The sequence below is a fragment of the Bradyrhizobium betae genome (genome assembly GCF_004123905.1).
Lineage (GTDB): Bacteria > Pseudomonadota > Alphaproteobacteria > Rhizobiales > Xanthobacteraceae > Bradyrhizobium > Bradyrhizobium betae_A.
The window spans coordinates 258,213-283,480 of record NZ_MZXW01000035.1; the positions used below are offsets into that span (position 1 = coordinate 258,213).

Annotated in this window: 25 protein-coding genes; 19 read left to right on the forward strand and 6 right to left on the reverse strand. The window is 64.2% G+C overall.

Going from position 1 to position 25,268, the window contains the following annotated elements:
* The first annotated feature begins 191 nt into the window (after positions 1–191).
* The 3 genes from B5V03_RS26340 (at position 192) to alr (ending at position 5,055) form a co-directional block, all read left to right on the forward strand.
* Entirely contained in the window at positions 192–1,442 is a 1,251-nt protein-coding gene (locus B5V03_RS26340) for an SAM-dependent methyltransferase (protein ID WP_164988296.1), read from the forward strand.
* Between the two features lie 762 nt (positions 1,443–2,204).
* Complete coding sequence (locus B5V03_RS26350) at positions 2,205–3,713, forward strand: replicative DNA helicase (protein WP_129273279.1); 1,509 nt, start codon at positions 2,205–2,207, stop codon at positions 3,711–3,713.
* A gap of 64 nt (positions 3,714–3,777) precedes the next feature.
* Positions 3,778–5,055, forward strand: coding sequence for an alanine racemase (gene alr / locus B5V03_RS26355; RefSeq protein WP_164988336.1), 1,278 nt, complete (start codon positions 3,778–3,780; stop codon positions 5,053–5,055).
* Positions 5,056–5,202: 147 nt separating this feature from the next.
* Here the strand turns inward: alr and B5V03_RS26360 are convergent, their stop codons facing one another.
* Positions 5,203–5,424 (reverse strand): cysteine rich repeat-containing protein, encoded by a 222-nt coding sequence (locus B5V03_RS26360; protein ID WP_129273281.1) that lies wholly within the window; start codon positions 5,422–5,424, stop codon positions 5,203–5,205.
* A 41-nt stretch (positions 5,425–5,465) separates the two neighbouring features.
* Between B5V03_RS26360 and B5V03_RS26365 the strand changes: the two genes are divergently transcribed.
* Positions 5,466–6,236 (forward strand): exodeoxyribonuclease III, encoded by a 771-nt coding sequence (locus tag B5V03_RS26365; RefSeq protein WP_129273282.1) that lies wholly within the window; start codon positions 5,466–5,468, stop codon positions 6,234–6,236.
* A 111-nt stretch (positions 6,237–6,347) separates the two neighbouring features.
* On the opposite strand, the gene B5V03_RS26370 is transcribed toward B5V03_RS26365, so the two are convergent.
* The 3 genes from B5V03_RS26370 to B5V03_RS26380 all read right to left on the reverse strand — a co-directional run bounded on the left by B5V03_RS26370 (position 6,348) and on the right by B5V03_RS26380 (position 8,021).
* The gene (locus tag B5V03_RS26370; protein WP_129273283.1) at positions 6,348–7,163 is read right to left on the reverse strand and encodes a hypothetical protein; all 816 of its coding nucleotides are present in this window, start codon (positions 7,161–7,163) and stop codon (positions 6,348–6,350) included.
* A gap of 94 nt (positions 7,164–7,257) precedes the next feature.
* The gene (locus tag B5V03_RS26375) at positions 7,258–7,626 is read right to left on the reverse strand and encodes a GFA family protein (RefSeq protein ID WP_129273284.1); all 369 of its coding nucleotides are present in this window, start codon (positions 7,624–7,626) and stop codon (positions 7,258–7,260) included.
* A 77-nt stretch (positions 7,627–7,703) separates the two neighbouring features.
* On the reverse strand, positions 7,704–8,021 hold the full coding sequence (locus B5V03_RS26380; RefSeq protein ID WP_129273285.1) for a hypothetical protein: 318 nt from the start codon (positions 8,019–8,021) through the stop codon (positions 7,704–7,706).
* Positions 8,022–8,202: 181 nt separating this feature from the next.
* On the opposite strand from B5V03_RS26380, the gene B5V03_RS26385 reads away from it, so the two are divergent.
* The 8 genes from B5V03_RS26385 (at position 8,203) to B5V03_RS26420 (ending at position 14,337) form a co-directional block, all read left to right on the forward strand.
* Complete coding sequence (locus B5V03_RS26385; RefSeq protein WP_129273286.1) at positions 8,203–8,955, forward strand: FadR/GntR family transcriptional regulator; 753 nt, start codon at positions 8,203–8,205, stop codon at positions 8,953–8,955.
* 35 nt (positions 8,956–8,990) lie between these two features.
* Positions 8,991–9,896, forward strand: coding sequence for an NAD(P)-dependent oxidoreductase (locus B5V03_RS26390; protein ID WP_129273287.1), 906 nt, complete (start codon positions 8,991–8,993; stop codon positions 9,894–9,896).
* Positions 9,897–9,900: 4 nt separating this feature from the next.
* Entirely contained in the window at positions 9,901–10,584 is a 684-nt protein-coding gene (locus B5V03_RS26395) for an amino acid ABC transporter permease (RefSeq protein ID WP_129273288.1), read from the forward strand.
* A 7-nt stretch (positions 10,585–10,591) separates the two neighbouring features.
* A complete protein-coding gene (locus B5V03_RS26400) occupies positions 10,592–11,260 on the forward strand; it encodes an amino acid ABC transporter permease (RefSeq protein WP_164988297.1) in 669 nt (222 codons plus the stop codon).
* 1 nt (position 11,261) lies between these two features.
* Positions 11,262–12,020 carry an amino acid ABC transporter ATP-binding protein gene (locus B5V03_RS26405; protein ID WP_129273595.1) on the forward strand — a complete coding sequence of 253 codons (759 nt, stop codon included), beginning with the start codon at positions 11,262–11,264 and terminating at the stop codon, positions 12,018–12,020.
* Positions 12,021–12,040: 20 nt separating this feature from the next.
* Positions 12,041–12,835, forward strand: a complete 795-nt coding sequence (locus tag B5V03_RS26410; RefSeq protein ID WP_129273290.1) for a transporter substrate-binding domain-containing protein — start codon at positions 12,041–12,043, stop codon at positions 12,833–12,835.
* Positions 12,836–12,903: 68 nt separating this feature from the next.
* The gene (gene rpiB / locus B5V03_RS26415; protein WP_129273291.1) at positions 12,904–13,350 is read left to right on the forward strand and encodes a ribose 5-phosphate isomerase B; all 447 of its coding nucleotides are present in this window, start codon (positions 12,904–12,906) and stop codon (positions 13,348–13,350) included.
* 261 nt (positions 13,351–13,611) lie between these two features.
* Positions 13,612–14,337 (forward strand): sulfite exporter TauE/SafE family protein, encoded by a 726-nt coding sequence (locus tag B5V03_RS26420; protein WP_129273292.1) that lies wholly within the window; start codon positions 13,612–13,614, stop codon positions 14,335–14,337.
* A gap of 6 nt (positions 14,338–14,343) precedes the next feature.
* Here the strand turns inward: B5V03_RS26420 and B5V03_RS26425 are convergent, their stop codons facing one another.
* Together B5V03_RS26425 and B5V03_RS26430 are read right to left on the reverse strand one after the other, a co-directional pair.
* Positions 14,344–16,401, reverse strand: a complete 2,058-nt coding sequence (locus B5V03_RS26425) for a putative bifunctional diguanylate cyclase/phosphodiesterase (protein WP_129273293.1) — start codon at positions 16,399–16,401, stop codon at positions 14,344–14,346.
* Positions 16,401–17,558, reverse strand: a complete 1,158-nt coding sequence (locus B5V03_RS26430; RefSeq protein WP_129273294.1) for an ABC transporter substrate-binding protein — start codon at positions 17,556–17,558, stop codon at positions 16,401–16,403. The genes B5V03_RS26425 and B5V03_RS26430 overlap by 1 nt, the downstream gene beginning before the upstream one ends.
* A 205-nt stretch (positions 17,559–17,763) precedes the next feature.
* On the opposite strand from B5V03_RS26430, the gene radA reads away from it, so the two are divergent.
* The 7 genes from radA (at position 17,764) to B5V03_RS26460 (ending at position 25,201) form a co-directional block, all read left to right on the forward strand.
* Entirely contained in the window at positions 17,764–19,212 is a 1,449-nt protein-coding gene (gene radA / locus B5V03_RS26435; protein ID WP_129273295.1) for a DNA repair protein RadA, read from the forward strand.
* A gap of 166 nt (positions 19,213–19,378) precedes the next feature.
* Positions 19,379–20,008: a CvpA family protein gene (locus B5V03_RS26440; RefSeq protein WP_129273296.1), complete on the forward strand. Its 630-nt coding sequence runs from the start codon at positions 19,379–19,381 to the stop codon at positions 20,006–20,008.
* A gap of 28 nt (positions 20,009–20,036) precedes the next feature.
* On the forward strand, positions 20,037–21,542 hold the full coding sequence (purF, locus tag B5V03_RS26445) for an amidophosphoribosyltransferase (RefSeq protein WP_129273297.1): 1,506 nt from the start codon (positions 20,037–20,039) through the stop codon (positions 21,540–21,542).
* Positions 21,543–21,557: 15 nt separating this feature from the next.
* The gene (locus B5V03_RS41670; protein ID WP_164988298.1) at positions 21,558–21,704 is read left to right on the forward strand and encodes a hypothetical protein; all 147 of its coding nucleotides are present in this window, start codon (positions 21,558–21,560) and stop codon (positions 21,702–21,704) included.
* Positions 21,705–21,824: 120 nt separating this feature from the next.
* Positions 21,825–22,565 (forward strand): SDR family NAD(P)-dependent oxidoreductase, encoded by a 741-nt coding sequence (locus B5V03_RS26450; protein ID WP_129273298.1) that lies wholly within the window; start codon positions 21,825–21,827, stop codon positions 22,563–22,565.
* A 92-nt stretch (positions 22,566–22,657) separates the two neighbouring features.
* Positions 22,658–23,806, forward strand: coding sequence for a hypothetical protein (locus tag B5V03_RS26455; RefSeq protein ID WP_129273299.1), 1,149 nt, complete (start codon positions 22,658–22,660; stop codon positions 23,804–23,806).
* A 168-nt stretch (positions 23,807–23,974) separates the two neighbouring features.
* Complete coding sequence (locus B5V03_RS26460) at positions 23,975–25,201, forward strand: ABC transporter substrate-binding protein (protein WP_129273300.1); 1,227 nt, start codon at positions 23,975–23,977, stop codon at positions 25,199–25,201.
* Positions 25,202–25,268: the final 67 nt, after the last annotated feature.

Below are 25,268 nucleotides of genomic sequence, written 5' to 3' on the forward strand. Positions count from 1 at the left end.
TGGAAGCAGGCCCCGCGCGCAAGGATGTGATTAAGCGCTTTTCGAATATCAGCCATGAACACAGCCTGGTAGCGGCCCCGGACATCCTTCCTCCATTTAGATGCAAACGCATAGGAACCGTTGCGACGCCCGGGCGTCAATATGGAGGCGGGTTAGTCGCATCTTTCGGGTTACCGAGAGGCAAGATGTCGATGGACCGTTTGTTGCGTAGATTCCTGTCTCAATTTATTCGCCGCGGGTCGATGACGGTGACCACGGCAAAGCGATCGAAGTTCACCGTCGGCGACGGCTCGGGCGAGCCGATCGCAGTCCGCTTCGTCACTGCGGATGCAGAACGAAAGATCCTCGTCAATCCCGAGCTCGGACTTGGCGAGGCCTATATGGACGGCGAGTTCGTCGTCGAGCGCGGCAGCATAGCTGATGCCCTCGCGATCCTGCTCGATCAACCCGACCTATTGCCGCAGTGGGCAAAGCCCTGGTGGCACCTGCGCTACCTGACGCGGCGTTTGAAGCAGTTCAATCCGCGCTCGCGCTCGCGCAAAAATGTCGCGCATCATTACGATCTCGACGCGCGGCTCTATTCGCTCTTCCTCGATGCCGACAAGCAATACAGCTGCGCCTATTTCGAGACGCAGGACACGACGATCGACGACGCGCAACTCGCCAAGAAGCGGCACGTCGCCGCAAAGCTGCGCATCAAGCGCGGCCAGCGCGTGCTCGACATCGGCTCGGGTTGGGGCGGGCTCGGCCTCTATCTCGCCGAGATTGCCGGCGCCGACGTCACCGGCGTCACGCTGTCGACCGAGCAATTACAGGTCGCCAATGCGCGCGCGGCCGAGAAGGGCCTGACCGGATCGGCGAGATTCCTGCTCCAGGACTATCGCGACATTAACGGCCCATTCGACCGCATCGTCTCGGTCGGCATGTTCGAGCATGTCGGGGCCAGGTTCTACGATGCTTATTTCCAGCGCTGCGCCGAACTCCTGAGCGAAGACGGTGTCATGTTGCTGCACTCGATCGGCCGTTCGCAGGGCCCGGATTCCACCAATCCCTGGATCGCCAAATACATCTTCCCCGGCGCCTACATCCCCGCTCTGTCCGAGGTGCTGCCGGCGATCGAACGCGCGGGCCTTCTGGTCTGCGACATCGAGATCCTGCGCCTGCATTATGCCGAGACGCTGAAGGCCTGGCGGGAGCGCTTCATGGCGCGGCGCGAGGAGGCCGTGCAGCTCTACGACGAGCGCTTCGCCTTGATGTGGGAATTCTATCTGGCGGCCTGCGAGATGACCTTCCGCAAGCAGGCCATGATGAACTTCCAGATCCAGCTCACCAGGCGTCAGGGCGTCGTGCCGATCACGCGCGCCTACATCGCGCGCGAGGAAACCCGACTGCGGGCGATCGAAGGCGGCGTCAGGCCCAGGCTGAAGCTGGCTGGTGAATAAGTCCTAGTGACGCAGGGTCGAGATCTGGGAGGGCCGGCAAGAGGCCGTTAACGCCAATTGCGCCCGCAGTGCGTCAAGGATTTCGGGGGCGACCGGCTGGCGGCGGACTTCCGGCTGCTCGGCATGCTGCATGGCCGCGATCAGCCCGGACAGCCAAAGCCGGCTGCCTGCCTCGCTTCGCCAATTCTGGTGCTGCCGTTCTGGCCGCATCGCTCGCCTCGTTCCCTGTTGGCGGGTCGTCGGGGATAATCCCCTGCCCGCCCGCCTGTTCCGGCTCTACTCCCGAAAGAATCCGGGGAGATGTGATCTGCTTCACATAAGTCTGGTCGGGGCTGGCTTAGACCGTCGCCATGAGCAAAGAGACCCAAACCTCGTTCGACGTGCAGGACGACCTCCGCACCGATTACGCCCTGATCGCCACCGGCGTCGGAGCGGCCCTAGTGGCGCTGGTCTACCTCCTGCTGGTCTGAAGGCGAGCCGAAAGCTCCCGGCGCGTGCCATTTTGCACGCTCTTCGATACGTCTTCGCGCCAATTCATTAGGTTCACCGTTTCAGGATTTTTCCACGGCACGGTCGCGGCCCGTTTCAGGCCGGGCGAGTTCCGCAAAAATCCGTCAAGCGCGGCGCGTGCTGCGGCTGCTAATCATCCACCATTTTAACTGAGCGGTTGATAGCGGTCAGCTTTTGCTTCCGCTTTGCCCTGAGGCGGCGCTTTATCCCGGCCCCGCATCCGCCCCAGAAAATTGCTAACCACGTCCGACCATGGCCCTGACTGATTCGAACGTTCTCAAACTCGCGCCCGAAGCCGGAACTCCCGCCTATCGGAGCGCGCCGCATAATATCGAGGCGGAACAGAGCCTTCTGGGCGCGATCCTGGTCAACAACGACGCCTTCTATCGTGTCTCCGACTTCCTGGAGCCGAAGCATTATTTCGAACCGCTGCACCAGACCATCTACGAGACCGCCAGCAGCCTGATCCGGATGGGCAAGATTGCCACGCCCGTGACGCTGAAGACGTTCCTCCCCGCCGACACCGACGTCGGCGGCATGACCATCGGGCAATATCTGGCGCGCCTCGCGGCCGAAGCGACCACCATCATCAACGCCCAGGACTATGGCCGGACCATCTACGATCTCGCGCTGCGCCGCGACCTGATCGGCATCGGCGAGGACATGGTCAATGTCGCCTATGACGCGCCGGTCGATTTTGCACCGCGGGCGCAGATCGAGGACGCCGAGCGCCGGCTCTACGAGCTTGCCGAGTCCGGCCGCTATGACGGCGGCTTCCAGAAATTCTCGCAGGCGTTGGCGGTCGCGGTCGATCTCGCGGCAAAGGCGTTCCAGCGCGACGGCAAGCTGTCGGGCATCTCGACGGGTATGCGCGACCTCGACACCAAGATGGGCGGGTTGCAGCACTCCGACCTCATCATCGTCGCGGGACGCCCCGGCATGGGCAAGACGTCGCTTGCGACCAACATCGCCTACAATGTCGCACGAGCCTACGTTCCGGAACTCCAGGCCGACGGCACCACGAAGGCCGCCAATGGCGGCGTGATCGGCTTCTTCTCCTGCGAAATGTCGGCCGACCAGCTCGCCACGCGCATCGTGGCCGAGCGCACCGGCGTTCCCTCCTCCCACATCCGCCGCGGCGGCATCTCGGAAGCCGATTTCGAGAAGATCCGGGAGGTCTCGATCGAGCTGCAATCGCTGCCTTTCTATGTCGACGCGACCGGCGGTCTGTCGATCGCGCAGCTGATGGCGCGCGCGCGCCGCCTGAAGCGCCAGAAGGGCCTCGATCTCCTCGTGATCGACTACATCCAGCTGCTCTCGGGTTCGGGCAAGCGGAGCGATAATCGCGTGCAAGAAATCACGGAGATCACGACCAGCCTGAAGGCACTCGCCAAGGAGCTCAACGTTCCCGTGATCGCGCTGTCCCAGCTCTCACGCCAGGTCGAATCCCGCGACGACAAACGGCCGCAGCTCTCCGACTTGCGTGAATCCGGTTCGATCGAGCAGGACGCCGACGTCGTCCTATTCGTTTACCGCGAGGAATATTACCTCGCGATGAAGGAGCCCCGCCCAGGCACGCCTGAACACGAGAAGTGGCAGCTTGACATGAGTCTTGCGCACGGAAAGGCCGAGGTCATCATCGGCAAGCAGCGTCACGGCCCGACCGGCACCGTCGATTTGGCGTTCGAAGCCTCGGTCACCAGGTTCGGCGACCTCGCGCCTGACAGCCAGATGCCGGCTCGCAGCGGCAACGACTACTGAGTTCCTAGAACCAGCAGAGTTCCTTGAACAGTATCCGCCTCTTGCGTAAAACGTCGCCATGACAATGGCGTCCGACACGAAAATGACCCCGCAATCCGGCCTCCTCTCCGCGGAGGCCAATCAGGCTGCCGCGCTCGCTGCCTTTGGCGGCGTGCTCACCGTCGATCTCGACGCCATCATCGCCAATTGGCGCAAGCTCGAGAAGACGGCGGTGCCGGCCGAGTGCTCGGCGGTGATCAAGGCCGACGCCTATGGCTGCGGCGCCGCACAGGTCGCGCGGGCCCTGAACAAGGCCGGTTGCAAGACCTTCTTCGTCGCCACCATCGAGGAAGCCCGCAACGTGCGCGGTGCCGTGCCGGAAGCCGCGCTCTACGTGCTCGGCGGCTATTTCCAGAACACCGGCGAGCACTACGCCAAGATCAACTGCCGGCCGGTGATCGGCGATCTCAACGAGCTCGCCGAATGGGACGTGTTCTGCCGCCGCACCGGCTGGAGCGGTGGCGCCGCGATCCATATCGACACCGGCATGAACCGGCTCGGGCTGACGTTATCGGAAGCGCAGGCCATCATCCCCCGCATCAATGCCGGCGACCACGGCATCACGCTGGTGATGAGCCATCTGGTCTCGGCCGAGCAGCTCAACAGCCAGATCAACGCAAAACAGCTCGCAGCCTTCCGCGGCATCGCCAGCGAATTCTCCGGCGTGCCGGCAGCGCTCGCCAATTCGTCCGGAATCTTCCTCGGCGCTCCCTTCCAGTTCGACCTGGTGCGGCCCGGCGCCGCCCTCTATGGCGTCAATCCGACGCCGGAGGCCGACAATCCGATGCAGCCGGTCGTCGACCTCAAGGCGCGCATCGTGCAGACCCGCACTATCGAGCGCGGCGAGACCGTTGGTTATGGCGGCACCTGGACCGCGCGGCGGCCGACCAAGCTCGCGATCATCGCGGTCGGCTATGCCGATGGCTATTTCCGCGCCGCCAGCTCCAACGACGGCACCCGCGGCGCCGAAGTGATCGTCGCCGGCAAGCGCTGCCCGGTCGCGGGCCGCGTCTCGATGGACCTGATCGCAATCGACATCACCGATTTGCCGCCGAACGCAGCGCGGCGCGGCCACATGGTGACGCTGCTCGGCGAAGGCATCACCGTCGACGAGCTCGCGCATCATTTCGGCACGATCGGCTACGAGGTGCTGACCAGCCTCGGCCACCGGTACGCGCGAGTCTACAAGGGCGGCAATGCGGTAGAGCCGCTGACGAAGCCGGAGCCCGCGCCGGCAGCCGAGCAGCCCCCCGCGCCGCCGCCGATCGAGCAGCCTACGGCTCCGCCGCCACTGCCCTCCTAGTCAACACTTTCGTGCCCCGGACGCAGCGCAATGCGCCGCGCTTCGCGGCGTAGTGCGCTGCAGAGTCGGGGCCCAGCGCTTGTGGTGAGAGGGGTCCCGGCTCTGCGTCGCATCACTTCGTGCTGCGCCGCGTCCGGGACACGAAGCTTACTTCTTCTTCCGGCCGTCGAGCGCGGTCTTGCAGCTCGCGCTGAGCTGATCGCGCTTGGCGTCGAGGCAGGCGATGACCTTGCCGCCACCAGGCGCAATGCCGGCGCAGAATTTGTCATAGTCGGCCTTGCAGGCGCCGCGCGGATCGGACGATTGTGCCGACGCCGCTCCGGAGATCGCGACAACGACGACGAAAGCGGCAAAGTTCAACTTGGACATTGTATCTCCGGTGACGGAAGGTGAGAGGCCGCTAGCTCTACATGAAGATCGCGACATTCAACATCAACAACATCAACCGCCGCCTGCCCAATCTGTTGGCATGGATGAAAGTGGCGAAGCCTGATGTCGTCGCGCTTCAGGAATTGAAGGCAAGTGATGGCGAATTTCCGGCGGCCGCGATCGAAAAGGCCGGTTACGGCGCGGTATGGCGTGGACAAAAAACCTGGAACGGCGTCGCCATCCTCGCCCGCAACACTGACCCCATTCTCACCCGCGACCGCTTGCCGGGAAAACCTGACGATCTCGAAGCCCGCTACATCGAAGCCGCCGTGCGCGGTGTCATCGTCACCAGCATCTATCTGCCGAACGGCAATCCGCAGCCGGGGCCGAAGTTTGATTACAAGCTCGACTGGTTCGCGCGGCTCAAGCGCCACGCCAAAACCTTCATCAAGCAGGATCTGCCGGTCGTGCTCGCCGGCGACTACAACGTCGCGCCTGATGAGATCGACATCTATCCGACGCGCTCATGGGACAAGGATGCCTTGATCCAGCCGAAGAGCCGCGCGGCGTTTGCATCACTCGTCGAACAAGGCTGGTGCGATGCGATCCGCGAGCTGCATCCGGAGAAGCGCATCTACACGTTCTGGGATTACAAGCGAAACCGCTGGCCGCGCGATGCTGGCCTGCGGCTCGATCATCTGCTGCTGAGCCCTGCCCTCGTCTCACGCCTGGCCAAGGCCGGCGTCGACAAGACGGTTCGCGGCGAGGATGGTGCGAGCGATCACGCGCCGACGTGGGTGGTGTTGAAATAGATCAACGCCGCCGTAGCAAAGGCGGCCTTGCGCCGTGCCCACCATCTCCTTCAACCAAATCAGAATTGGTGGGCACGCTTCGCTTTGCCCACCCTACGAGATCGCGCCAGATCAGCGCCCGTAATAGTCCTGCACCGTCTCCCAGGCTGCCTTTTGCAGCAGCTCCACCGCCGGCGCATCCAGGCCCATCGTGTAGGAGTTACCGACCGGCGACCGTCCTGTCAGCGCGGCAAACGTCACGCAGGTCGCCAGATACGTACCGGCGGGACTCGGATGCCGCTTGTCCGGCGCATAGAGATTGAGCTCCGGTTGCAGCTTGCGCACGCGCGCGAAGGCGAGACCTGCGGGAATGACGAGCGCATCATTGGCATTGCCCGCCACGGTGTAGGCCTCAGCGAGCCCCTCCGTCATCTCCGGCTTGTCGGCATAGGCCCAGGACATGAACAGCACCGGCCGCATGCCGTGGGCGCGAACGATCTCGCTGTCCTTCTTGGCGAAGGTCGTGAATGCGTCCTTCAGCTGTGGATGGATCGGGCACTGACTGCAATCCATCATCACGACGGCATCGAACTGCCTGCCCGGCTTGTTGAAGATGACGACATTCTGATCGTCGAAGGAATAAGCGCCGAGGCCACCCGGGCGCAGCAGATTGTCCATGTCGTGCCAGTCGAGGCCGGAGCCGCCGATCGTGGCCATGGTGTTGCGATACGCCGCCTTGTTCTCAGCATCCGCGGCCCGCTCCATGAAGGAGAGATGCCCGGGCATGCCGTTGTTGTAATAGAAAAAGCTGTTGCCGACGAACAGCGCGGCTTTAGGAAAGTCAGGTCCGAGCGAGGTAACTTTCGGCCTGGTCTGCGCCTGTGCATGGAAGCCGGCTGCAACGACCAGACACATTGCGAGCATCACTCGCGTAAAAAGACGCATCATGGTTTCCTCCCTTTTTCTGGGGCGGAACAAACCAGCTTTTCAAAACGGTCTCAAGAGCAGGGACGTGCAGCAGGTATGCGTGCCCCCAAAGTGCTCACCACAAATTCTTGCCGTCGATCATGTTCACCGGCACGGCCTCGAGATCGAAATCGTCGAACAGGCGCGCGTTGACGCCAACTCTGGGATTATCGAAATCGGGTTTGCCGGTCGACCAGTCCGGCGACTCCGAATAGGTGCCGCAGCCGCAGTTCGCGCAGAAATGATGTTTGACCGTGCGGCTGCCCCAGAGATAGGTCGCGACGTTGTCGGCGGGCGACAGCAGGCGAAACTGCGCCGGCGTGTAATAGGCCCACAGCGCGCCGCGCTTGGCGCAGAGCGAGCAGGTGCAGCGCGTCACGTTCGCTGGCGCCTCCGTCACCTCGAACACCGTCTCACCGCAATGACAGCTTGCCTCGATCGGCATGAACCGCTCCCCGTTTTGTCAGGAGGTGGTCGTAGCCCGCCCCTGCTGCCAACATGCTGTCAGCAGCGAAAGCTCCGTCAGGGAGTTTCGTTCGCGGACAGCCGCTTGGCGTTCGCCGCGACATGCTCGCGATAGCGCTGGACGACGGCCGCCGGCGTTGCGCCAGCCAGCAGGCTCACGGTCGCCTCGAAGGCCGCGGCGATCTTCTCGCTCACCATCAGCACCGCTTCCTGCCCCGCGGCCTCGTCGCCATGGCTGAGCTTCTCGCAGCGCAGCCGCACCACCTCGCTCGCCTCAAACGCGAGCATCGCGCCAGCGTACCAGGGAAAGCCATTGTCGGATCCGCTGAGCACCGCATGGCGGTCGAGGGCGGAGAAGGAATGATGATCGGGCATCGCGGGCCTCAAATTCTTTGAGTGAACGCTCCGATCAATACGCTTCAAATTTGAAGGATCCGGCCGGGGAACCGGTCGGATTGGGCGCGCCTGCGACATCGGCCGTTTACCAAGGCCCTTGACGCGGCTGCTCTGGTTAGCTTACTGGTCTGACCAAGATCAGACCAAAAAGAGACAGGGAATGGAGCTCAAGCGAGCCGCCGAAGGCGAAAAAGGGTTTGAGAAGGTGTTCGCCTTCTTGCGCGAGCGCCTGCTTGCTGGCTCGCTCAAGCCCGGCGACCGCCTGATTTCCGAGCGCGAGCTGGCAACCCTTCTCGGCGTCAGCCGGCCCATTGTCCGCGAGGCGCTACGCGCCCTCACCGTGCTCGGCATCGTCGAGATCCGCGACCGGATCGGCACCGTCGTGACCCGGCCGGACGTCTCGGTCCTGAACGACTTCTTCACCTTCGCGCTCGCCCAGCAGGCCGACATGCTCGACGACGTCATGCAGGCGCGCGTCGCGATCGAATGCCAGGCGATCCGTCTCGCCTGCGAACGCGCCAACATTGCCGATTTCGAACGCCTGCAACGCACGCTTGCGAAGATCGGCGAGACGATCGACGAGGCCGATGCCGGCGGCATGGCCGACTTCGAATTCCATCGCTCGATTGTGGTGGCCTCGCATTCGGAGACGTTGACGGTCCTGCATAGCTCGATGGCGGGCCTGCTGACCCATTCGCACCGCAACCGCCGCGAGCTGGTGCAGGCCTTCCCGTCGATGAAGACCTATCTGATCGACGACCACCGCCGCATCTTCGAAGCCGTGATCGCACGCGACCCCGAGCGGGCGGACGCGACGCTGCGCAAGCATTTTGCAATTGGCGACGAATTCCGCCGACGCGCCGTCGTCGGCGACTTGGACAAGACCTTGGACAAGACCAGCGCCTCGCGCTGAGCACAGACAGACGAAACAAGAAACGGAAGACTAACATGGGACGGAACGACAAGGGCAATGTCGGCTTCATCGGCATCGGCACGATGGGCCTGGAGATGGTGCGCAATCTTCTCAAAGCCGGGCACGCGGTGCGCGCGTTCGATCTCAATGAGGCTGCTGTTGCTGATGTCGTCAAGGAAGGCGCGACACGCGCCAAGAGCCCTGCCGATGCCGCACAAGGCGCCGACATCGTCATCACCATGCTGCCCGACACGCCCCATGTCGAGGCAACCATTTACGGCGAGCACGGCCTCCTGAAGTCCCCGCCCCCAGGCAAGCTCATCGTCGACATGAGTACGATCTCGCCGGTCGCCGTCCGCCGCATTCATGCCGACCTGCAAAAAGTCGGCGTCAGCTTCATCGACGCGCCGGTCTCGGGTGGGCCCGTTGGCGCCAAGAACGCCGCGCTCTCGATCATGGCCGGCGGCGATGCGGCCGCCTTCGCGCAGGCCGAGCCGTTCTTCCGCGCGTTGGGCACGACGATCACGCATGTCGGGGCGGCCGGCGCAGGCCAGACCGTCAAGCTCTGCAATCAGCTGATCTGCGGCATCAACATCCAGGCGATCTGTGAAGCGCTCGCGCTCGGTCGCGCGTCCGGCCTCGATCTCAATCTGCTGCGCCGCGTGCTGCTCGGCGGCTCCGCCGCCTCCTGGATGCTCGACAAGCTCGGCCCCGCGATGATCGCGGGCGACGCCTCCGCCGGCTTCCGGATCGATCTGCAGCTCAAGGACCTTCGCCTCGTGCAGGAGCAAGCGCAGGCGCTGAGCGTGCCCCTGCCCGGCACCGCGCTCGTCACCAGCCAGTATGTCGATGCGCGCGCGCACGGCGAAGGCAACAACGGCAACCAGGCGCTGTTCCGCGTCTATGACCGCATGACCAACCAGACGACCGGCTGCCCCTGATACGATGAGCCTCCAACTCGACTTTCCCGCAGTGCTGGAGCGTTGGCCAAATTTCCTGGCCGGCGCTGCGCTGACGCTGGAGTTGGCGGCTTTCGCGACGGTGTTCGGCGCCCTGTTCGGCACGCTCGCGGCCATCGGCCGTGGCTCGCGAAGCTCGCTGATCGCAGGCGCCTGCAAAGTCTATGTCGAGGCCATCCGCAACACGCCGCTGCTGGTGCAGATCTTCCTGGTTTATTTCGGCCTCGCCAGCCTCGGCCTGAAATTCTCCGCCTTCATCGTGGCCGTGGCCGCGCTGACCATCAATGTCGGTGCCTACACCGCCGAGATCATGCGCGCCGGCTTCGAGGCGATCCCGCGCGGACAGATCGAGGCGGCAGAGGGCCTGGCGCTGTCGCGCCTGCAAATCTACTGGCACATCATCCTGCTGCCGGCGATCGAGAGGGTCTATCCGGCGCTGACCAGCCAGTTCGTGCTGCTGATGCTGGCCTCCTCGGTCTGCTCGCAGATATCGGCGGAAGAACTCACCGCCGTCGCCAACTACATCCAGTCGGACACCTATCGTGCGTTCGAGACCTACATCATCGTCGCCGTGCTCTACGTCATCCTGTCGCTGGTGATGCGCGCGGGCTTCTGGGGCCTCGGCCTCGTGCTGTTTCCGCGCCGGCGCCGGCTCGGCACCCCCTTGTGAGATGACCATGGGCGGACATCTCAACATCAACCATCTGATGTTTCTCGGCCAGGGCGCGCTATGGACCATTGGTCTCTCGGTGATCGCACTGATCGGCGGCGGCATCGTCGGCTTCGTGATCGCGCTGGCGCGGATCTCGCCGCTCAAATCGGTACGCATCGCCAGCGCGGTCTACGTCCAGCTCATTCAGGGCACGCCGCTGCTCGTCATCCTGTTCCTCGGCTATTTCGGCCTCGCCGCCATCGGGCTCAAGGTCTCGCCGCTCGCGGCCGCCGGCGCCTCGCTGACGCTGTATGTTGCCGCCTATCTCGGCGAGATCTGGCGCGGCTGCATCCAGTCGGTGCCGAAACCGCAATGGGAAGCCGCCGAGGGCCTGGCGCTGAGCCGCACCCAGCGCATGATGAAGGTGATCCTGCCGCAGGCGATCCGCATCGCGACGCCGCCGACCGTCGGCTTCGTGGTGCAGATCATCAAGAACACCTCGCTCGCCTCCGTCGTCGGCTTCGTCGAGCTGATGCGCTCGGGCCAGATCGTCAACAACTCGCTGTTCGAGCCGTTCGCGATCTACGCCATCATCGCCGTCACCTATTTCGCCATGTGCTATCCCCTGTCGCTGTTCAGCCAGAGGCTGGAGCGGTGGATGGGGCGTGGCAGATCCAACCTCGCACCAGCCTGACATGCAGCAAAACAATCCCTCCTCCGAACCGATCGTGTCGCTTCGCGACGTGCAGAAGAGCTTTGGCCCGCTTCGGGTGCTCGATGGCGTCTCCTTTGCCGTCGAGCGCGGCGAGGTGTTGGCGCTGATCGGCCGTTCCGGTTCCGGCAAAAGCACGGCGCTGCGCTGCATCGACCGCTTCGAGAAGGTCGACGGCGGCGAGATCGTCGTCTGCGGACACCGGGTCGACCGTCCCGACGTCGATCTGCGCGCGCTACGCCAGGACGTCGGCATCGTGTTCCAGAGCTACAATCTGTTTCCGCATCTCACCATCGAGCAGAACATCACGCTCGCGCCCTGCGCGGTAAAGGGTATCGCCGCGTCGCAGGCGAGGGACCTCGCGCGAAAAGTGCTGGCGCAGGTCGGACTCGAGGAGAAGCTGCACGCCTATCCCGAGCAGCTCTCCGGCGGCCAGCAACAGCGCGCCGCGATCGCCCGCTCGCTCGCGATGCAGCCGAAAGTCATGCTGTTCGACGAGGTTACCTCCGCGCTCGATCCCGAGCTCACCGCCGAGGTGCTCAAGGTGATCGAGCAACTCGCGGCGGACGGCATGACCATGGTGATGGTCACCCACGAGATGGGTTTTGCCAAGGGCATCGCCGATCGCATCGTCTTCATGCATCGCGGCAAGGTCCATGAGACCGGACCCGCCTCGATCCTGACGTCGCCAACGACGCCGGAGCTGACGCAGTTCGTCGGCACAGGAAACTTAAAATCGTAACAGGGAGAGGAGAACCAGGGATGACAAACAAGAAACTGCTGGGGAGAGCCGCTGCGCTATTTGGCCTCGTCATGATGGCCGCTACGCCGGCATGGGCTGATCTGCTCGACGACATCAATCAGGCCAAGAAGATCCGCATCTCGACCGACCTCGCCATTCCGCCCTCGGGCATGATGGATTCCACCATGAAGCCGACCGGCTCCGATGTCGAAGTGGCGCAACTGCTCGCCAAGGACTGGGGGCTTGAGCTCGAATTCGTCCAGACCACCGGCGCAACGCGCATCCCGAACGTCCTGACCGGCAAGGCCGATATCATCATCTCGACGCTGTCGGTGACGGCCGAACGCGCCAAGGTGATCGACTTCACCAAGCGCTATGCGACGCTGCAATCCGACGTCGGCTGCTTGAAATCGCTCAACGTCAAGGACTGGTCCGACCTGAAGGACAAGACGATCGGCGTCTCGCGCGGCACCACGCAGGACACCACCTTGTCGAACATGAAGGACAAGGATCTCAAGATCGCCCGCTATGACGACGACGCCACGGAAGTGACGGCGGCCGTCTCCGGCCAGGTCGATTGCGTCGGCACCTCGGCCACGATCATCAACCAGATCGGCGTCAAGAATCCCGCGCGCATCTTCGAATCCAAGATTCCGCTCGCGACCTTCGACCTCGCCATCGGCCTGAAGAAGGGTGAGCAGCGCCTGATGGACAAGCTCAACGCCTGGATTGTCGAGAACGTCAAGAACGGCAAGCTCAACGCGGTCTACAAGAAATTCCACGGCGTCGATCTGCCGGCCGACATGCGTAGCTAAGACCAGAGAAAACCATGACAGCCGCATTCCGGCTGTCATGGCCCATGCAAGATCAAGAAGGAACTCACATGCGTCTCGTCATCGGATCCGACCACGCCGGCTGGCCGCTCAAACAGACAATTATCGACCACATCCGCAGCCTCGGCCACGACGTCCTCGACGTCGGCTCCTATGACGACAAGCCGGTCGACTTCCCCGACATCGCACGCGCGGTGGCGCAGAAGGTGACCTCGGGCGAAGCGGCCCGCGGCATCATGGTCTGCGGCACCGGCGTCGGCGCCTCGATCGCGGCCAACAAGATGAAGGGTATCCGCGCCGCGGTCTGCCACGACATCCATTCCGCCCATCAGAGCGTCGAGCATGACGACGTCAACGTCATGTGCATCGGTGCGCAGATCGTTGGCGCCTGGCTCGCCGTGGATCTGGTCTCGTCCTATCTTTCCGCTGAATTCTCCACGGACGAGGATTTCCGCCGTCGCGTCGAGAAGCTGCGGGTCATGGACGAGCAAGGCTGAGGGGCGCTGCCGTTCATCCTCTGTCATTGCGAGCGCAGCGAAGCAATCCAGAGTCTTTCCGCGGCGACAGTGCGGATTGCTTCGCTGCGCTCGCAATGACGAAGTTGAAGCAGTTGCGCGCGAAAACCCCGCTCGTGTCCCGGACGCAGCGCAGCAACGCGAAGAGCGTTGCAGCGCGTCCGGGACGCGGAACACGGAGCGCCGCCATTCACTCACGCCCCCTCTTCCGGCTAGACTGCTCCGATTCTCGGGGTTCCGTCGTTGGCCGTCCTCTTCGTCCTCATCGTCGGCCTCATCGCCGGCACCGTCTCAGGCATCGTCGGCACGGGATCGTCGATCATGCTGATGCCGGTGCTGGTCTACGCCTACGGGCCGAAGGAAGCCGTGCCGATCATGGCGGTCGCCTCCGTGATGGCGAATTTTTCGCGGATTTTGGCATGGTGGCGCGAGGTCGACTGGCGGGCCTGCGCGGCCTATTCGGTGACGGGCATTCCGTCTGCAGTCCTTGGTGCGCGGACGTTGCTGGCGCTGCCCTCGCATGCCGTCGATCTCGCCATCGGCATCTTTCTGATCGCGATGGTGCCGGTCCGGCACTGGCTGGCGCGGCATGACCTGAAGGCCAATCTCTGGCATCTCGCGATCGGCGGCGCGGTTATTGGCTATCTCACCGGCATCGTGGTCTCGACCGGCCCGCTCAGCGTGCCGCTGTTCCTGTTCTACGGGCTCAGCAAGGGCGCCTTCCTCGCCACCGAGGCCGCCTCCTCGCTTGGCCTCTACTTCGCAAAATCCGTGACCTTCGAACGTTTCGGCGCACTGACGCAGGACGTCTTCATCAAGGGGCTGGTCGCAGGCGCCTCGCTGATGTCGGGCGCGTTCATCGCAAAACGCTTCGTGCTGCACCTGAAGCCGGACATGTTCCGCCTGGTGATGGACGCGATCATGATCGCCGCCGGGCTCTCGATGCTCTGGAACGCGACGCAGCCGTAATCGCGCTCAGGCGGCGAATTCGGGCGCGATCGACGGGCTGTCGGAGAGGATGCGGCTCTCGGCCTGTCCCTCGAGCCATTGCAAGACAGCATCGAGTGGCTGCGGCCGATGATAGAGGTAGCCCTGCCCGAGCGTCACGCCCATCTCGCGCATCGCCTGCGCCTGCTCGGCCCGCTCGATGCCTTCCGCGACAAGCGTCAGCCCGAGCGTGCCGGCGAGCGAGGCAATGACGCCGACGATCGCCTTGTCTTCCGCACTGTCTGGGATCTCGCTGATGAAGGCCTTGTCGATCTTGACCGTGTCCAACGGGAAATGCCTGAGGTGCGCCAGCGAGCTGTAGCCCGTGCCGAAATCATCGAGCGCGATCGTGGCGCCCAGGCGCCGCAGCCGATGCAGCGTCTCGGAGGCGCTGGCGATGTTGTTGATCAGCGAGCCCTCGGTGATCTCCAGCTCCAGCGAGGAAGGCGCGACATCGAAGCGCGCACAGGTCGCGCGCAGCTCGGCGGCGAGCGAATGGTCGGCGAGCTCGGAGGGCGGCAGATTGATTGCGATCCGGATATCCGGCCTGCCGGCGGCAGCCAGGCGCTTGAGCGCGCGACAGGCGTCGGTGAGCACATAGTGCGTCAGCCGCGCATTGTTGCCGCTGCGCTCGATCAGCGGCAGGAATTCGCCGGGACCGATGACACCGTGCTCGGGGTGACGCCAGCGAATGAGCGCTTCGAGGCCGACGACAGCCTGGCTCGCCAGATCGACCTGGCTCTGATACCAGACCTCGAACTGCCCCTCGGCGAAGCCTGCGGGAATGGCGAGCTCAAAATCCCGGCGGCGGCGATAGTCGCGCTGGAGCGCTTCGTCCAGCACCGCGACGGTGCCCGGCGCCTTGCTCTTGGCATGGTAGAGCGCGATGTCGGCGAGCGCCGGCAGATGCGACAATTCGGGATCGCCGGCGCGGCGCACGGCAAGGCCGATGCTGGCGCGCGGCACGACCTGCTTGTCGTGCAGCCGGATCGGTTCGGAAATCGCGTCCAGCAGCTGGCGCGCGAATGCCTGCGCGCTCGCCTCGTTGCTGACCTCCGGGCGGATGACGACGAATTCGTCGCCACCGAGCCGCGCGACCCAGTCCTGCGGCTCGACCGCGTTGCGAAGACGCTCGGAAATGTGCACCAGGAACTTGTCGCCGGCATCATGGCCAAACGTGTCGTTGATGCCCTTGAAGTCGTCGAGATCGATGAAGCAGAAGGCGATCAGCGAGTCCGGCGAGCCGGCATCGTGGCTCAAGGTCACCAGGTGCTCCGACAGCGAACGGCGATTGGGCAGGCCCGTGAGCGGATCGTGCGAGGCCATGTGCCCGAGCCGGTCGAGCGCACCCGACGTCGTGTGCTGCATGGCATTGAAGGCCTGCGCGAGCTGGCCGAATTCGTTCGACGATCTGATGTCCGCCGGATAAGCGCGCCCGTCCTGTTTGCTGCGCTGGATTGCCGACGTGATCGCGGCGAGCGGCCTGCCGATGAAGATGTTGGCCGATATCCGCATGGCAACGACAGTCGCAAGCGTTGCGAGCAGGCCGACGACGAGAAGCAGCATCAGCTGGCTGCCGGTATCGGCATAGACCGTCGCGTAGGAATAGGCGATCACGATGCGGCCGGCCTCAACGGCGATGTTGCCGTTGCGGTAGCCGATCGGACGGGAAACCTCCGAAACCGCCTGATCCGCAGGTCGCGCCACCACCCGGGCGATTGCAACGCCTGTGTCGTCATAGACAGCCGCGGCGGCGATGGTCTCGTCGTGCATGATCTCGTTGAGCACGCTCGTGACCTGGTCGTAGCGCATCTTCCAGAGCGGCTCAGCGATCAGCTCGGCACGGCTCTCGGCAACGCGTGCAATGCGCGCGTCGAGCTGTTTGATCTGCGACCAGAAGCTCGAGACCTCGACTCCGGCGGAGGCAAGCAGCTGCACCACCAGCAGCACCGGCACGGTGGCCCAGATCATCGCACGAACCACCGAACGCGCGCGTGAAGGCGCCGCCTTGCGGTCCGGATTACTCATGTCGTCGCCGTTTCGCATCAGTCAGCGGTACCTTCCAGAGGCGCCAGCGACGAGATGAGCGCATCGATGGAGAAATCATATTGCCCGCAGCGTCCCGCCCTCGCCCTGAACCGCGTGAAGTCAATCCGCTCGAAGGCACGGGTCCTGATCAGGTCACTGACGGAAGCAAGGTTTGCGCGGGTGATCGCAGCCGTCTTGACCTCGATGCGAGGCGAAACCGTTGCGAAGTCGCAGCCATCGGCATAGTCGCGGAGTAGCACAATCGACCACCCGCCGAGCAGGAAGTGGCCGCCGTCGGTCAGAAGCAGACGCCCCGCCCTGATCGCGCGCAGCGCATCCTCTGACCAGTTGAGGCCGACCACCTGGATGTCCTGGCCGGGCACAAGGCCTGCCGTCGAGATGGCCTTGATGGCTCCCAGCGCCATCGGATCGTTGCCGGCCCACACGCCGGCGGGCCGGATGCCCTTGCGGGAGGCCCAGCTCAGATAATTCGCAGTGACCTGCTCGGCCTCGGACTGCGTCCAGTTGGCGAACAGCATCCGGTCCACCACCACATCGGACGCGGCGTCTGCGGCAAGCTTGAGACCGGCGTTGCGGGCGATCGAGGCCGGCGTGATCTCGTCGCCGCCGATACCGAGAATGTGGATCTTGCCGTCCGGGCTCTGCCATTTCTCGGCACGCGCCACGCTGATCAGCGCATTGGCCATGCGCGCGCCAGCGGTCCGAAGATCGGTCGTGATGTCGCCAAGCCACGTCTTGAGCTTCTGGCGCGGCGGCCCGAGACGCACCGCATCCTCGCCAATCAGCGTGTTCGACAGCAGCAGCGTCTTGACCCCGGCAGCCTCGGCCGCCTCCAGAATCGGAACGGCAGCGGCCTCCTCGTTCGAGAGAATGAGGAAATCGGGCTTGTCGGAACGTGCCAGCACGCCGAGCCCGAGCTCCTGCATGGTGCGGTAATTGCGCTCGCTGGTCAGCACCTCGACATGCGCATCGAGCTCACGGGCGGCGGCCTGCATGGTCTGCGCGACCATGTCCCAATAGACCTCGCCGGTCTTGCCGGGATTGACGAAAACGATGTTGAGAGGCTTTGCATCGGACGCGACGGCGCCGCCGATCAGCGTGAACACGCCGCAGGCCATGCCCACAACGAGCAAGAAGCGCAAGAGAACCGTCATTCGTTTTCGCCACCCCGTATTGGCTCCGAAACTAGACCCGCGTCCGCTAACATTTGGCAAAGTCCGGCCTGGCGCGCCGGCCTAGAGCTAACAAAGGGTGTACCGGTTGCGTTGAATTGCGATATTGGGCGCGCGGGTGATCGGCCTCACGGCTCGCCATTCCGTGCTATCAGCAGATCTCTAACCCTCCGACTCAACCGTCCCCATGGCCAAGAACACGCTTTCCTTCGTCTGCCAGAACTGCGGCGCGGCCTATAACCGCTGGCAGGGCAAGTGCGAGTCCTGTGGCGAGTGGAATACGCTCGCCGAAGAGGACGCGACCGGCAGCGTGCCGGTCTCGATCCGCTCCAAGCGCAAGGGCCGCACGTTTGCGCTGGAGAGCCTGGCCGGAAAAACCCAGGACGCCCCGCGCCTGTCCTCCGGGATGACCGAGCTCGACCGCGTCACCGGCGGCGGCTTCGTCCGCGGCTCGGTGCTGCTGGTCGGCGGCGATCCCGGCATCGGCAAATCGACGCTGCTCACTCAAGCCACCAGCCTGATGGCGCGTGCCGGCCACCGCATCGTCTATATCTCCGGCGAAGAGGCGATCGCGCAGGTGCGCCTGCGCGCCGAGCGGCTCGGGCTGTCCGATGCCCCGGTGCAGCTGGCTGCCGAGACCTCGGTCGAGGACATCGTCTCGACGCTGTCGGAAGGCGCGGTGCCGCGGCTGATCGTGATCGATTCGATCCAGACGATGTGGACCGACACGGTGGAATCCGCCCCCGGCACCGTCACACAGGTCCGCGCCTCGGCACAGGCGCTGATTCGTTTCGCCAAGAAGACCGGCGCCGCCATCATCCTGGTCGGTCACGTCACCAAGGACGGCCAGATCGCCGGCCCCCGCGTGGTCGAGCACATGGTCGATGCCGTCCTGTCGTTCGAAGGCGAAGGCTCGCAGCAATTCCGCATCCTGCGGGCCGTGAAGAACCGCTTCGGCCCGACCGACGAGATCGGTGTGTTCGAGATGACGGGCCTGGGCTTGCGCGAGGTCACCAATCCCTCCGAACTGTTCCTGTCCGAACGCGACCTCGGCACGCCCGGCACCGCCGTCTTCGCAGGGATCGAGGGCACGCGGCCTGTTCTGGTCGAATTGCAGGCACTGGTGGCGCCGACCTCGCTCGGCACCCCGCGCCGGGCCGTGGTCGGCTGGGATCAGAGCCGGCTCTCGATGGTGCTGGCGGTGCTGGAGGCCCATTGCGGGGTGAAACTGTCCGGCCACGACGTCTATCTGAACGTCGCCGGCGGCCTGCGCATCCACGAGCCGGCGGCCGATATGGCCGCCGCGGCCGCGCTGGTATCATCCCTGGTTAATGCGCAGTTACCCACCGATGCGGTCTATTTCGGCGAGATTTCGCTCTCCGGCGTCATCCGGCCGGTGGCGCAGACCCCGGCTCGGCTCAAGGAAGCGGTCAAGCTAGGCTTCAAGCGCGCCGTGCTGCCCGAATCGGCGCGGGGCGGCGATGCCAACAGTGACGCCGGATTGTCCCTGAACTCGGTCAACAGCCTCACGACACTGGTCGCCGAAATTGCCGCCAAGGGCTCCCGCCGTGGCGACTCCCCCCCGCCGGCAGAGAAAAATGCCACACCGGCAAGATTCCGCCGTGGAGAGGGTTAGGTGGAGGTGACGTTTCCGGCCCCCACCGCTATACAGCCGTCACAAAAGCAGCGCGGGATTGCGTGGTTGCGGCCTTGCCGGGAAGCCCGTCTGGCCCTCACTTAGGGCCACGGCCAAACACCGATTCGCTGAGCACCTTTGAAGTACGAGCGGACCAAACCAGCCGATGCCAGTAACACTCCTCGACCTGATCCTGCTCGGTGTGATGCTGATCTCGGGCCTGCTCGCCATGGTCCGCGGCTTCATGCGCGAAATCCTGTCGATCGCGGCCTGGGGCGCCGCGGCGATTGTGACGCTGTATTCCTTCTCGAAGCTGCTGCCGACCGCAAAAACCTATTTCAACAACGACACCGTCGCGAGCGTGGTCGTGGTGGCCGGCGTGTTCATCGGTACTCTGGTCGTGGTCTCCGTGATCACGGTCCGGATCTCCGACATGATCCTGGACTCGCGCATCGGCGCGCTGGATCGCACCCTGGGCTTCCTGTTTGGCCTCGCTCGCGGGCTTTTGATCGTCGTGGTCGCGTTCCTGTTCTTCACCTGGCTGGTGCCGGACAAGCAGCGCCCGGACTGGGTCGCGGGAGCCAAATCCCGCGTGGTGCTCCAGGGAACCGGGGATTGGCTGATGTCCCTCTTGCCTGATGACCCCGAGAACACCATCTTGAAGAGATTCAAGAAAAACAAACCAGATGATGATCAAGCTGATACCGACCAGCAGCCTTCGGGCACTGGCGACGGCTACAGCAAACCGGCTCGTGACGGCCTGAAAAAGCTGATCGAGAAACCTGCGGCGCGTTGATTTTAGCCCAAAGAGAGGCTCGGACGAGATGCGACACCCTGACCAGGACGCCCAATTTGATCTCGGCCCAACCGCGCTCGAGCTACAGGACGACCTGGAGGGGGATACGCTGCGCGAGGAATGCGGCGTCTTCGGCATCTACGGACACCCGGACGCAGCCGCCATCACGGCGCTCGGCCTTCACGCCCTTCAGCATCGCGGCCAGGAAGCCGCCGGCATCGTCTCCTACGACGGCGGCCGCTTTCACTCCGAACGCCGCCTGGGCCTCGTCGGCGACACCTTCTCCCGCCGCGAGGTGATCGACCGCCTGCCCGGCAACATGGCGGTCGGCCACGTCCGCTACGCCACGACCGGCGCCACCATCCTGCGCAACGTGCAGCCGCTGTTCGCCGAACTCAATGCCGGCGGCCTCGCGGTCGCTCACAACGGCAACCTCTCCAACGGCCTGACGCTGCGCCGCGAACTCGTCAAGAGCGGCGCGATGATGCAGTCGACGTCCGACACCGAGGTGATCCTGCACCTCGTCGCCCGCTCCAGGCGCGCCCGCTTCATCGAGCGCTATATCGACGCGCTGCGCGAGATCGAGGGTGCCTATGCGCTGGTCTCGCTGACCAACAAGAAGCTGGTCGGCGCGCGCGATCCGCGCGGTATCCGCCCGCTGGTGCTGGGCGACCTCGACGGCTGCCCGATCCTGACCTCGGAGACCTGCGCGCTCGACATCATCGGTGCACGCTTCGTCCGCGACATCGAGCCCGGCGAAGTCATCGTGTTCGACGAGAACGGCCAGGACATCCACAAGCCGTTCCCGCCGATGGCGCCGCGGCCCTGCATCTTCGAATACATCTACTTCTCCCGTCCAGACTCCATCGTCCACGGCCGCTCCGTCTACGAGGTGCGCAAGAATTTTGGCGCGCAGCTCGCGCGCGAGAGCCATGTCGAGGTCGACGTCGTCGTGCCGGTGCCGGATTCCGGCGTGCCCGCCGCGGTCGGCTACAGCCAGCATTCCGGCGTGCCGTTCGAACTCGGCATCATCCGCAATCATTATGTCGGCCGCACCTTCATCCAGCCGACGCAGGCGATCCGCGAGTCCGGCGTGCGCATGAAGCATTCGGCCAACCGCGCAGCGATCGAAGGCAAGCGCATCATCCTGATCGACGACTCGCTGGTGCGCGGCACCACGTCCAAGAAGATCGTGCGCATGATGCGCGACGCCGGCGCGAAGGAAGTGCACTTCCGCCTCGCCTCGCCGCCGATCCTCTATCCCGATTATTACGGCATCGACCTGCCCGACCGCGGCGGCCTGCTGGCCGCGACGCATTCGCTCGAGGAGATGCGCGAGCTCATCGGCGCCGACTCGCTTGCCTTCCTGTCAATCGACGGCATGTACCGTGCGATGGGCGAACCCGGCCGCGACCCCGCCAATCCGAAGTTTGCGGATCACTGCTTCACCGGCGAGTATCCGACCCACCTCACCGACCAGACCCATACTGAGCCGCAGCCGCGGCAGCTGTCGCTCCTGGCGGAGGCGAGCTAACGCGAGAGCGCGACGATGCAGACCATCATCGCAATCGTCGGCGGCCTGTTGTTGGTCGGGTTTATCTGGTTTGCCTTTCGCCAAGGCAGCAAGGTCACCCCGGACGATCGCCCGGATCGAAGCGGGCAAACCAATTATGGCGGCGGTGGCGGAGATAGCTAGCAGGGCCTTCGGTCGAGATAGTTCCGGAAAAATGCCGACTCCATCTGGCGCGATTAAGACAGCCAAAATTCCGTCATGGCCGGGCTTGTCCCGGCCATCCACGCCTGTAAAACCCCGCCAATGACAAAACCCCTCGCCGACCGTATCGCTCTGGTCACCGGCGCCTCGCGCGGCATCGGCTATGCCACGGCCATCGCCCTGGCGAAGGCCGGCGCGCATATCGTTGCCACGGCGCGGACCCAAGGCGGGCTGGAAGAGCTCGACGACGAGATCCGGAAAGGTGGCGGCAGCGTCACGCTGGTGCCGCTCAACCTCACTGATTCCGACGGCATCGCACGGCTCGGCGCGGGCCTGCACGAGCGCTACGGCAAGCTCGACATCCTCGTCGGCAATGCCGGCGTGCTCGGCCCCTCCTCGCCGATCGGCCATATCGAGCTGAAGGCCTTCACCGACGTCATGGCCGTCAACGTCTCCGCGAACTTCCAGCTGATCCGCTGCATGGAGCCGCTGCTGAGGCAGTCCGACGCCGGCCGTGCCGTGTTCATCACCTCGGGCGCGGCCAACAAGGCGACCGCCTATGTCAGCCCCTACGCCGCCTCCAAGGCCGCGCTGGAGACGCTGGCGCGCGCCTGGGCGCAGGAGACCGCGAACACGCCTCTGCGCGTCAACCTGTTCAACCCCGGCCCGGTCCGCACCCGCATGCGCGCCACGCTGATGCCGGGCGAGGATCCGGCGACTCTCGACACGGCCGATCAGGTCGCCGAATTCATCGTGCCGATGTGCGCGCCCGACTGGACAGAGACCGGCAAGTTCTACGATTACAAGACCCGCACGCTGATGAGCTTCCGCGCACCGGCGTAATTACCTTGCCTGATTGACTTGACCGCCTCCCCGCGATTGACTGCCCGCGCTCAAGCGGCAGCAAGCCGTAGAGCCAAAAAAGGGAGGTCGCCATGGCGCCATGGCATGATCGCGCAGGCTTTTCGCGTGCGCTCGCAAATGTCTCTCATGCTTTCTCTATCCTGATCGCAGCCATCGCCTTTGCGCTTCCGGGCGCGGCAACCGCCGGCGATGTCCCGACCTTCACGGTCGATGCCTCCTGGCCAAAGCCGCTGCCGAACAACTGGATCCTCGGCCAGGTCGGCGGCATCACCGTGGACTGGCAGGGCCATATCTGGGTGATCCATCGCCCGCGCTCGCTCACCGACGACGAAAAAGGCGCAAGCCTCAACCCGCCCCGCTCGAAGTGCTGCGTATCGGCGCCGCCCGTGCTCGAATTCGACACGGATGGCAATCTGCTGCGGTCCTGGGGCGGACCGGGCGAAGGCTATGAATGGGTCGGCCGCGAGCACGGCATCGAGGTCGACGAGCGCGGCTTCGTCTGGGTCGGCGGCAATGCCGACAACGACAACGCCATCCTGAAGTTCACGCTCGACGGCAAGTTCGTGGCGCAGATCGGCAAGATCGCGCCGAGCCTCGGCAGCAACGACACGACCCAACTCGGCAAGCCTGCCGAGACCGCGATCGACAAGGCAGCGAACGAGATCTACGTCGCCGACGGCTACGGCAACCGCCGCGTCATCGTGTTCGATGCGACCACGCTCGCCTACAAGCGGCACTGGGGCGCCTACGGCAACAAGCCTGATGACAGCAAGCAGGCGGCGTATGATCCCAAGGCGCCGGTGTCGCAGCAGTTCGGCAATCCCGTCCACTGCGTGAAGCTCGCCAATGATGGGCTCGTCTATGTCTGCGACCGCATCAACAACCGCATCCAGGTGTTCAGGAAGGACGGCACCTTCGTGAAAGAGTTCTTCTTCGAGAAGAACACGCTCGGCAACGGCGCGGTGTGGGACATCGCGATCTGGCCCGACCCGAAGCAGACCTTTTTGCTCAGCGCCGACGGCGAGAACAACGAGATCCGGGTGATCAAGCGCGACGACGGCAGCGTGGTCGGCAGCTTCGGCCACAACGGCCGCAATGCCGGGCAATTCCACTGGGTGCATGCCATGGCGATCGATTCCAAGGGTAACGTCTATACCGCCGAGGTCGATACCGGAAAGCGCATCCAGAAATTCAAGCTGACATCGGATGCACTCAAATAGCGTCTCAACGCATTTTGCCCAAAAGTTAACCGACGGATGACGCGACAACGATGGCGTCATCCGGCTTTAGGCGCATTGCAGCAGACCGCGGGACACGGTAGAGCCATCAGCCGGACCAAGGCCCCTCAAGAGAGCCGTCCGCATATTTGACAATGGAGGAAACCTTTTATGACGACGACGTTCGCGCGCCGCTCTGCGGCCCTGCTCGCCTGTGCCGCTTTCGGTTTTGCCACATCCGCGTCCGCTCAGGACAAGACCGTCACGATCGGCGTGCTCAACGACATGTCCAGCCTCTACGCCGACATTGGCGGCCCCGGCGCCGTGGCGGCCATCAACATGGCGGTGGAAGATTCCGGTATCCGCGCCAAGGGCTGGAAGATCGAGGTGATCAGCGGCGATCACCAGAACAAGCCTGATGTCGGCGTCAACATCGCGCGCCAGTGGATCGATACCCAGAAGGTCGACGTGATCGCGGATACGCCGAACTCGGGCGTCGCCCTGGCGGTCAGCAACGTCGTCAAGGAAAAGAACGCCGTCCTGCTCAACAATGGCGGCGCCAGCGCTGACCTTACCGGCAAGGCCTGCAACGCCAACACCATCTCCTACACCTACGACACCTACATGCTCGCCAACGGCACCGGCAAGGCGCTGACCAAGGCCGGCGGCGACAGCTGGTTCTTCCTGACCGCCGACTACGCCTTCGGTGCCGCGCTCGAGCGTGACACCAGCGCGGTCGTCACCGCGAACGGCGGCAAGGTGCTCGGCGGCGTCAAGCATCCGCTCAACACGTCGGACTTCTCGTCCTTCCTGCTGCAGGCGCAGAACTCGAAGGCGAAGATCGTCGGACTTGCGAACGCCGGCGGCGACACCACCAACTCGATCAAGCAAGCGGCCGAGTTCGGCATCGTCGAAGGCGGCCAGAAGCTCGCCGCGCTTTTGCTGTTCATCAACGACGTCCACTCGCTCGGTCTGAAGACCGCGCACGGCCTCACCTTCACCGAATCCTTCTACTGGGACCTCAACGAAGGCACCCGCGCGTTCTCAAAGCGCTTCCAGGACAAGGTGGCCAACAAGGCGATGCCCTCGATGACGCAGGCCGGCAATTATGCGGCCGTGCTGCATTACCTGAAGGCGCTGGACGCCCTCGGCGGCAATCCGCATGACGGCGCCAAGGTCGTCGCCAAGATGAAGGAAATCCCGACCGACGATCCGCTGTTCGGCAAGGGCCCGCTGCGCGAGGACGGTCGCCGGATCATTCCCGCCTTCCTGTTCGAGGTGAAGAAGCCGGAAGAATCGAAGGGACCGTGGGACTATTACAAGCTGGTCGCCACCATCCCGGCTGAAGACGCGGCCAAGCCGCTCAAGGACAGCGAGTGCCCGCTGGTGAAGAAGTAAACCAGTCAACGCTGCCACAGGGTGGGCAATGGCGCGAAAGCGCCGTGCCCACCATCTCTCTGCGACA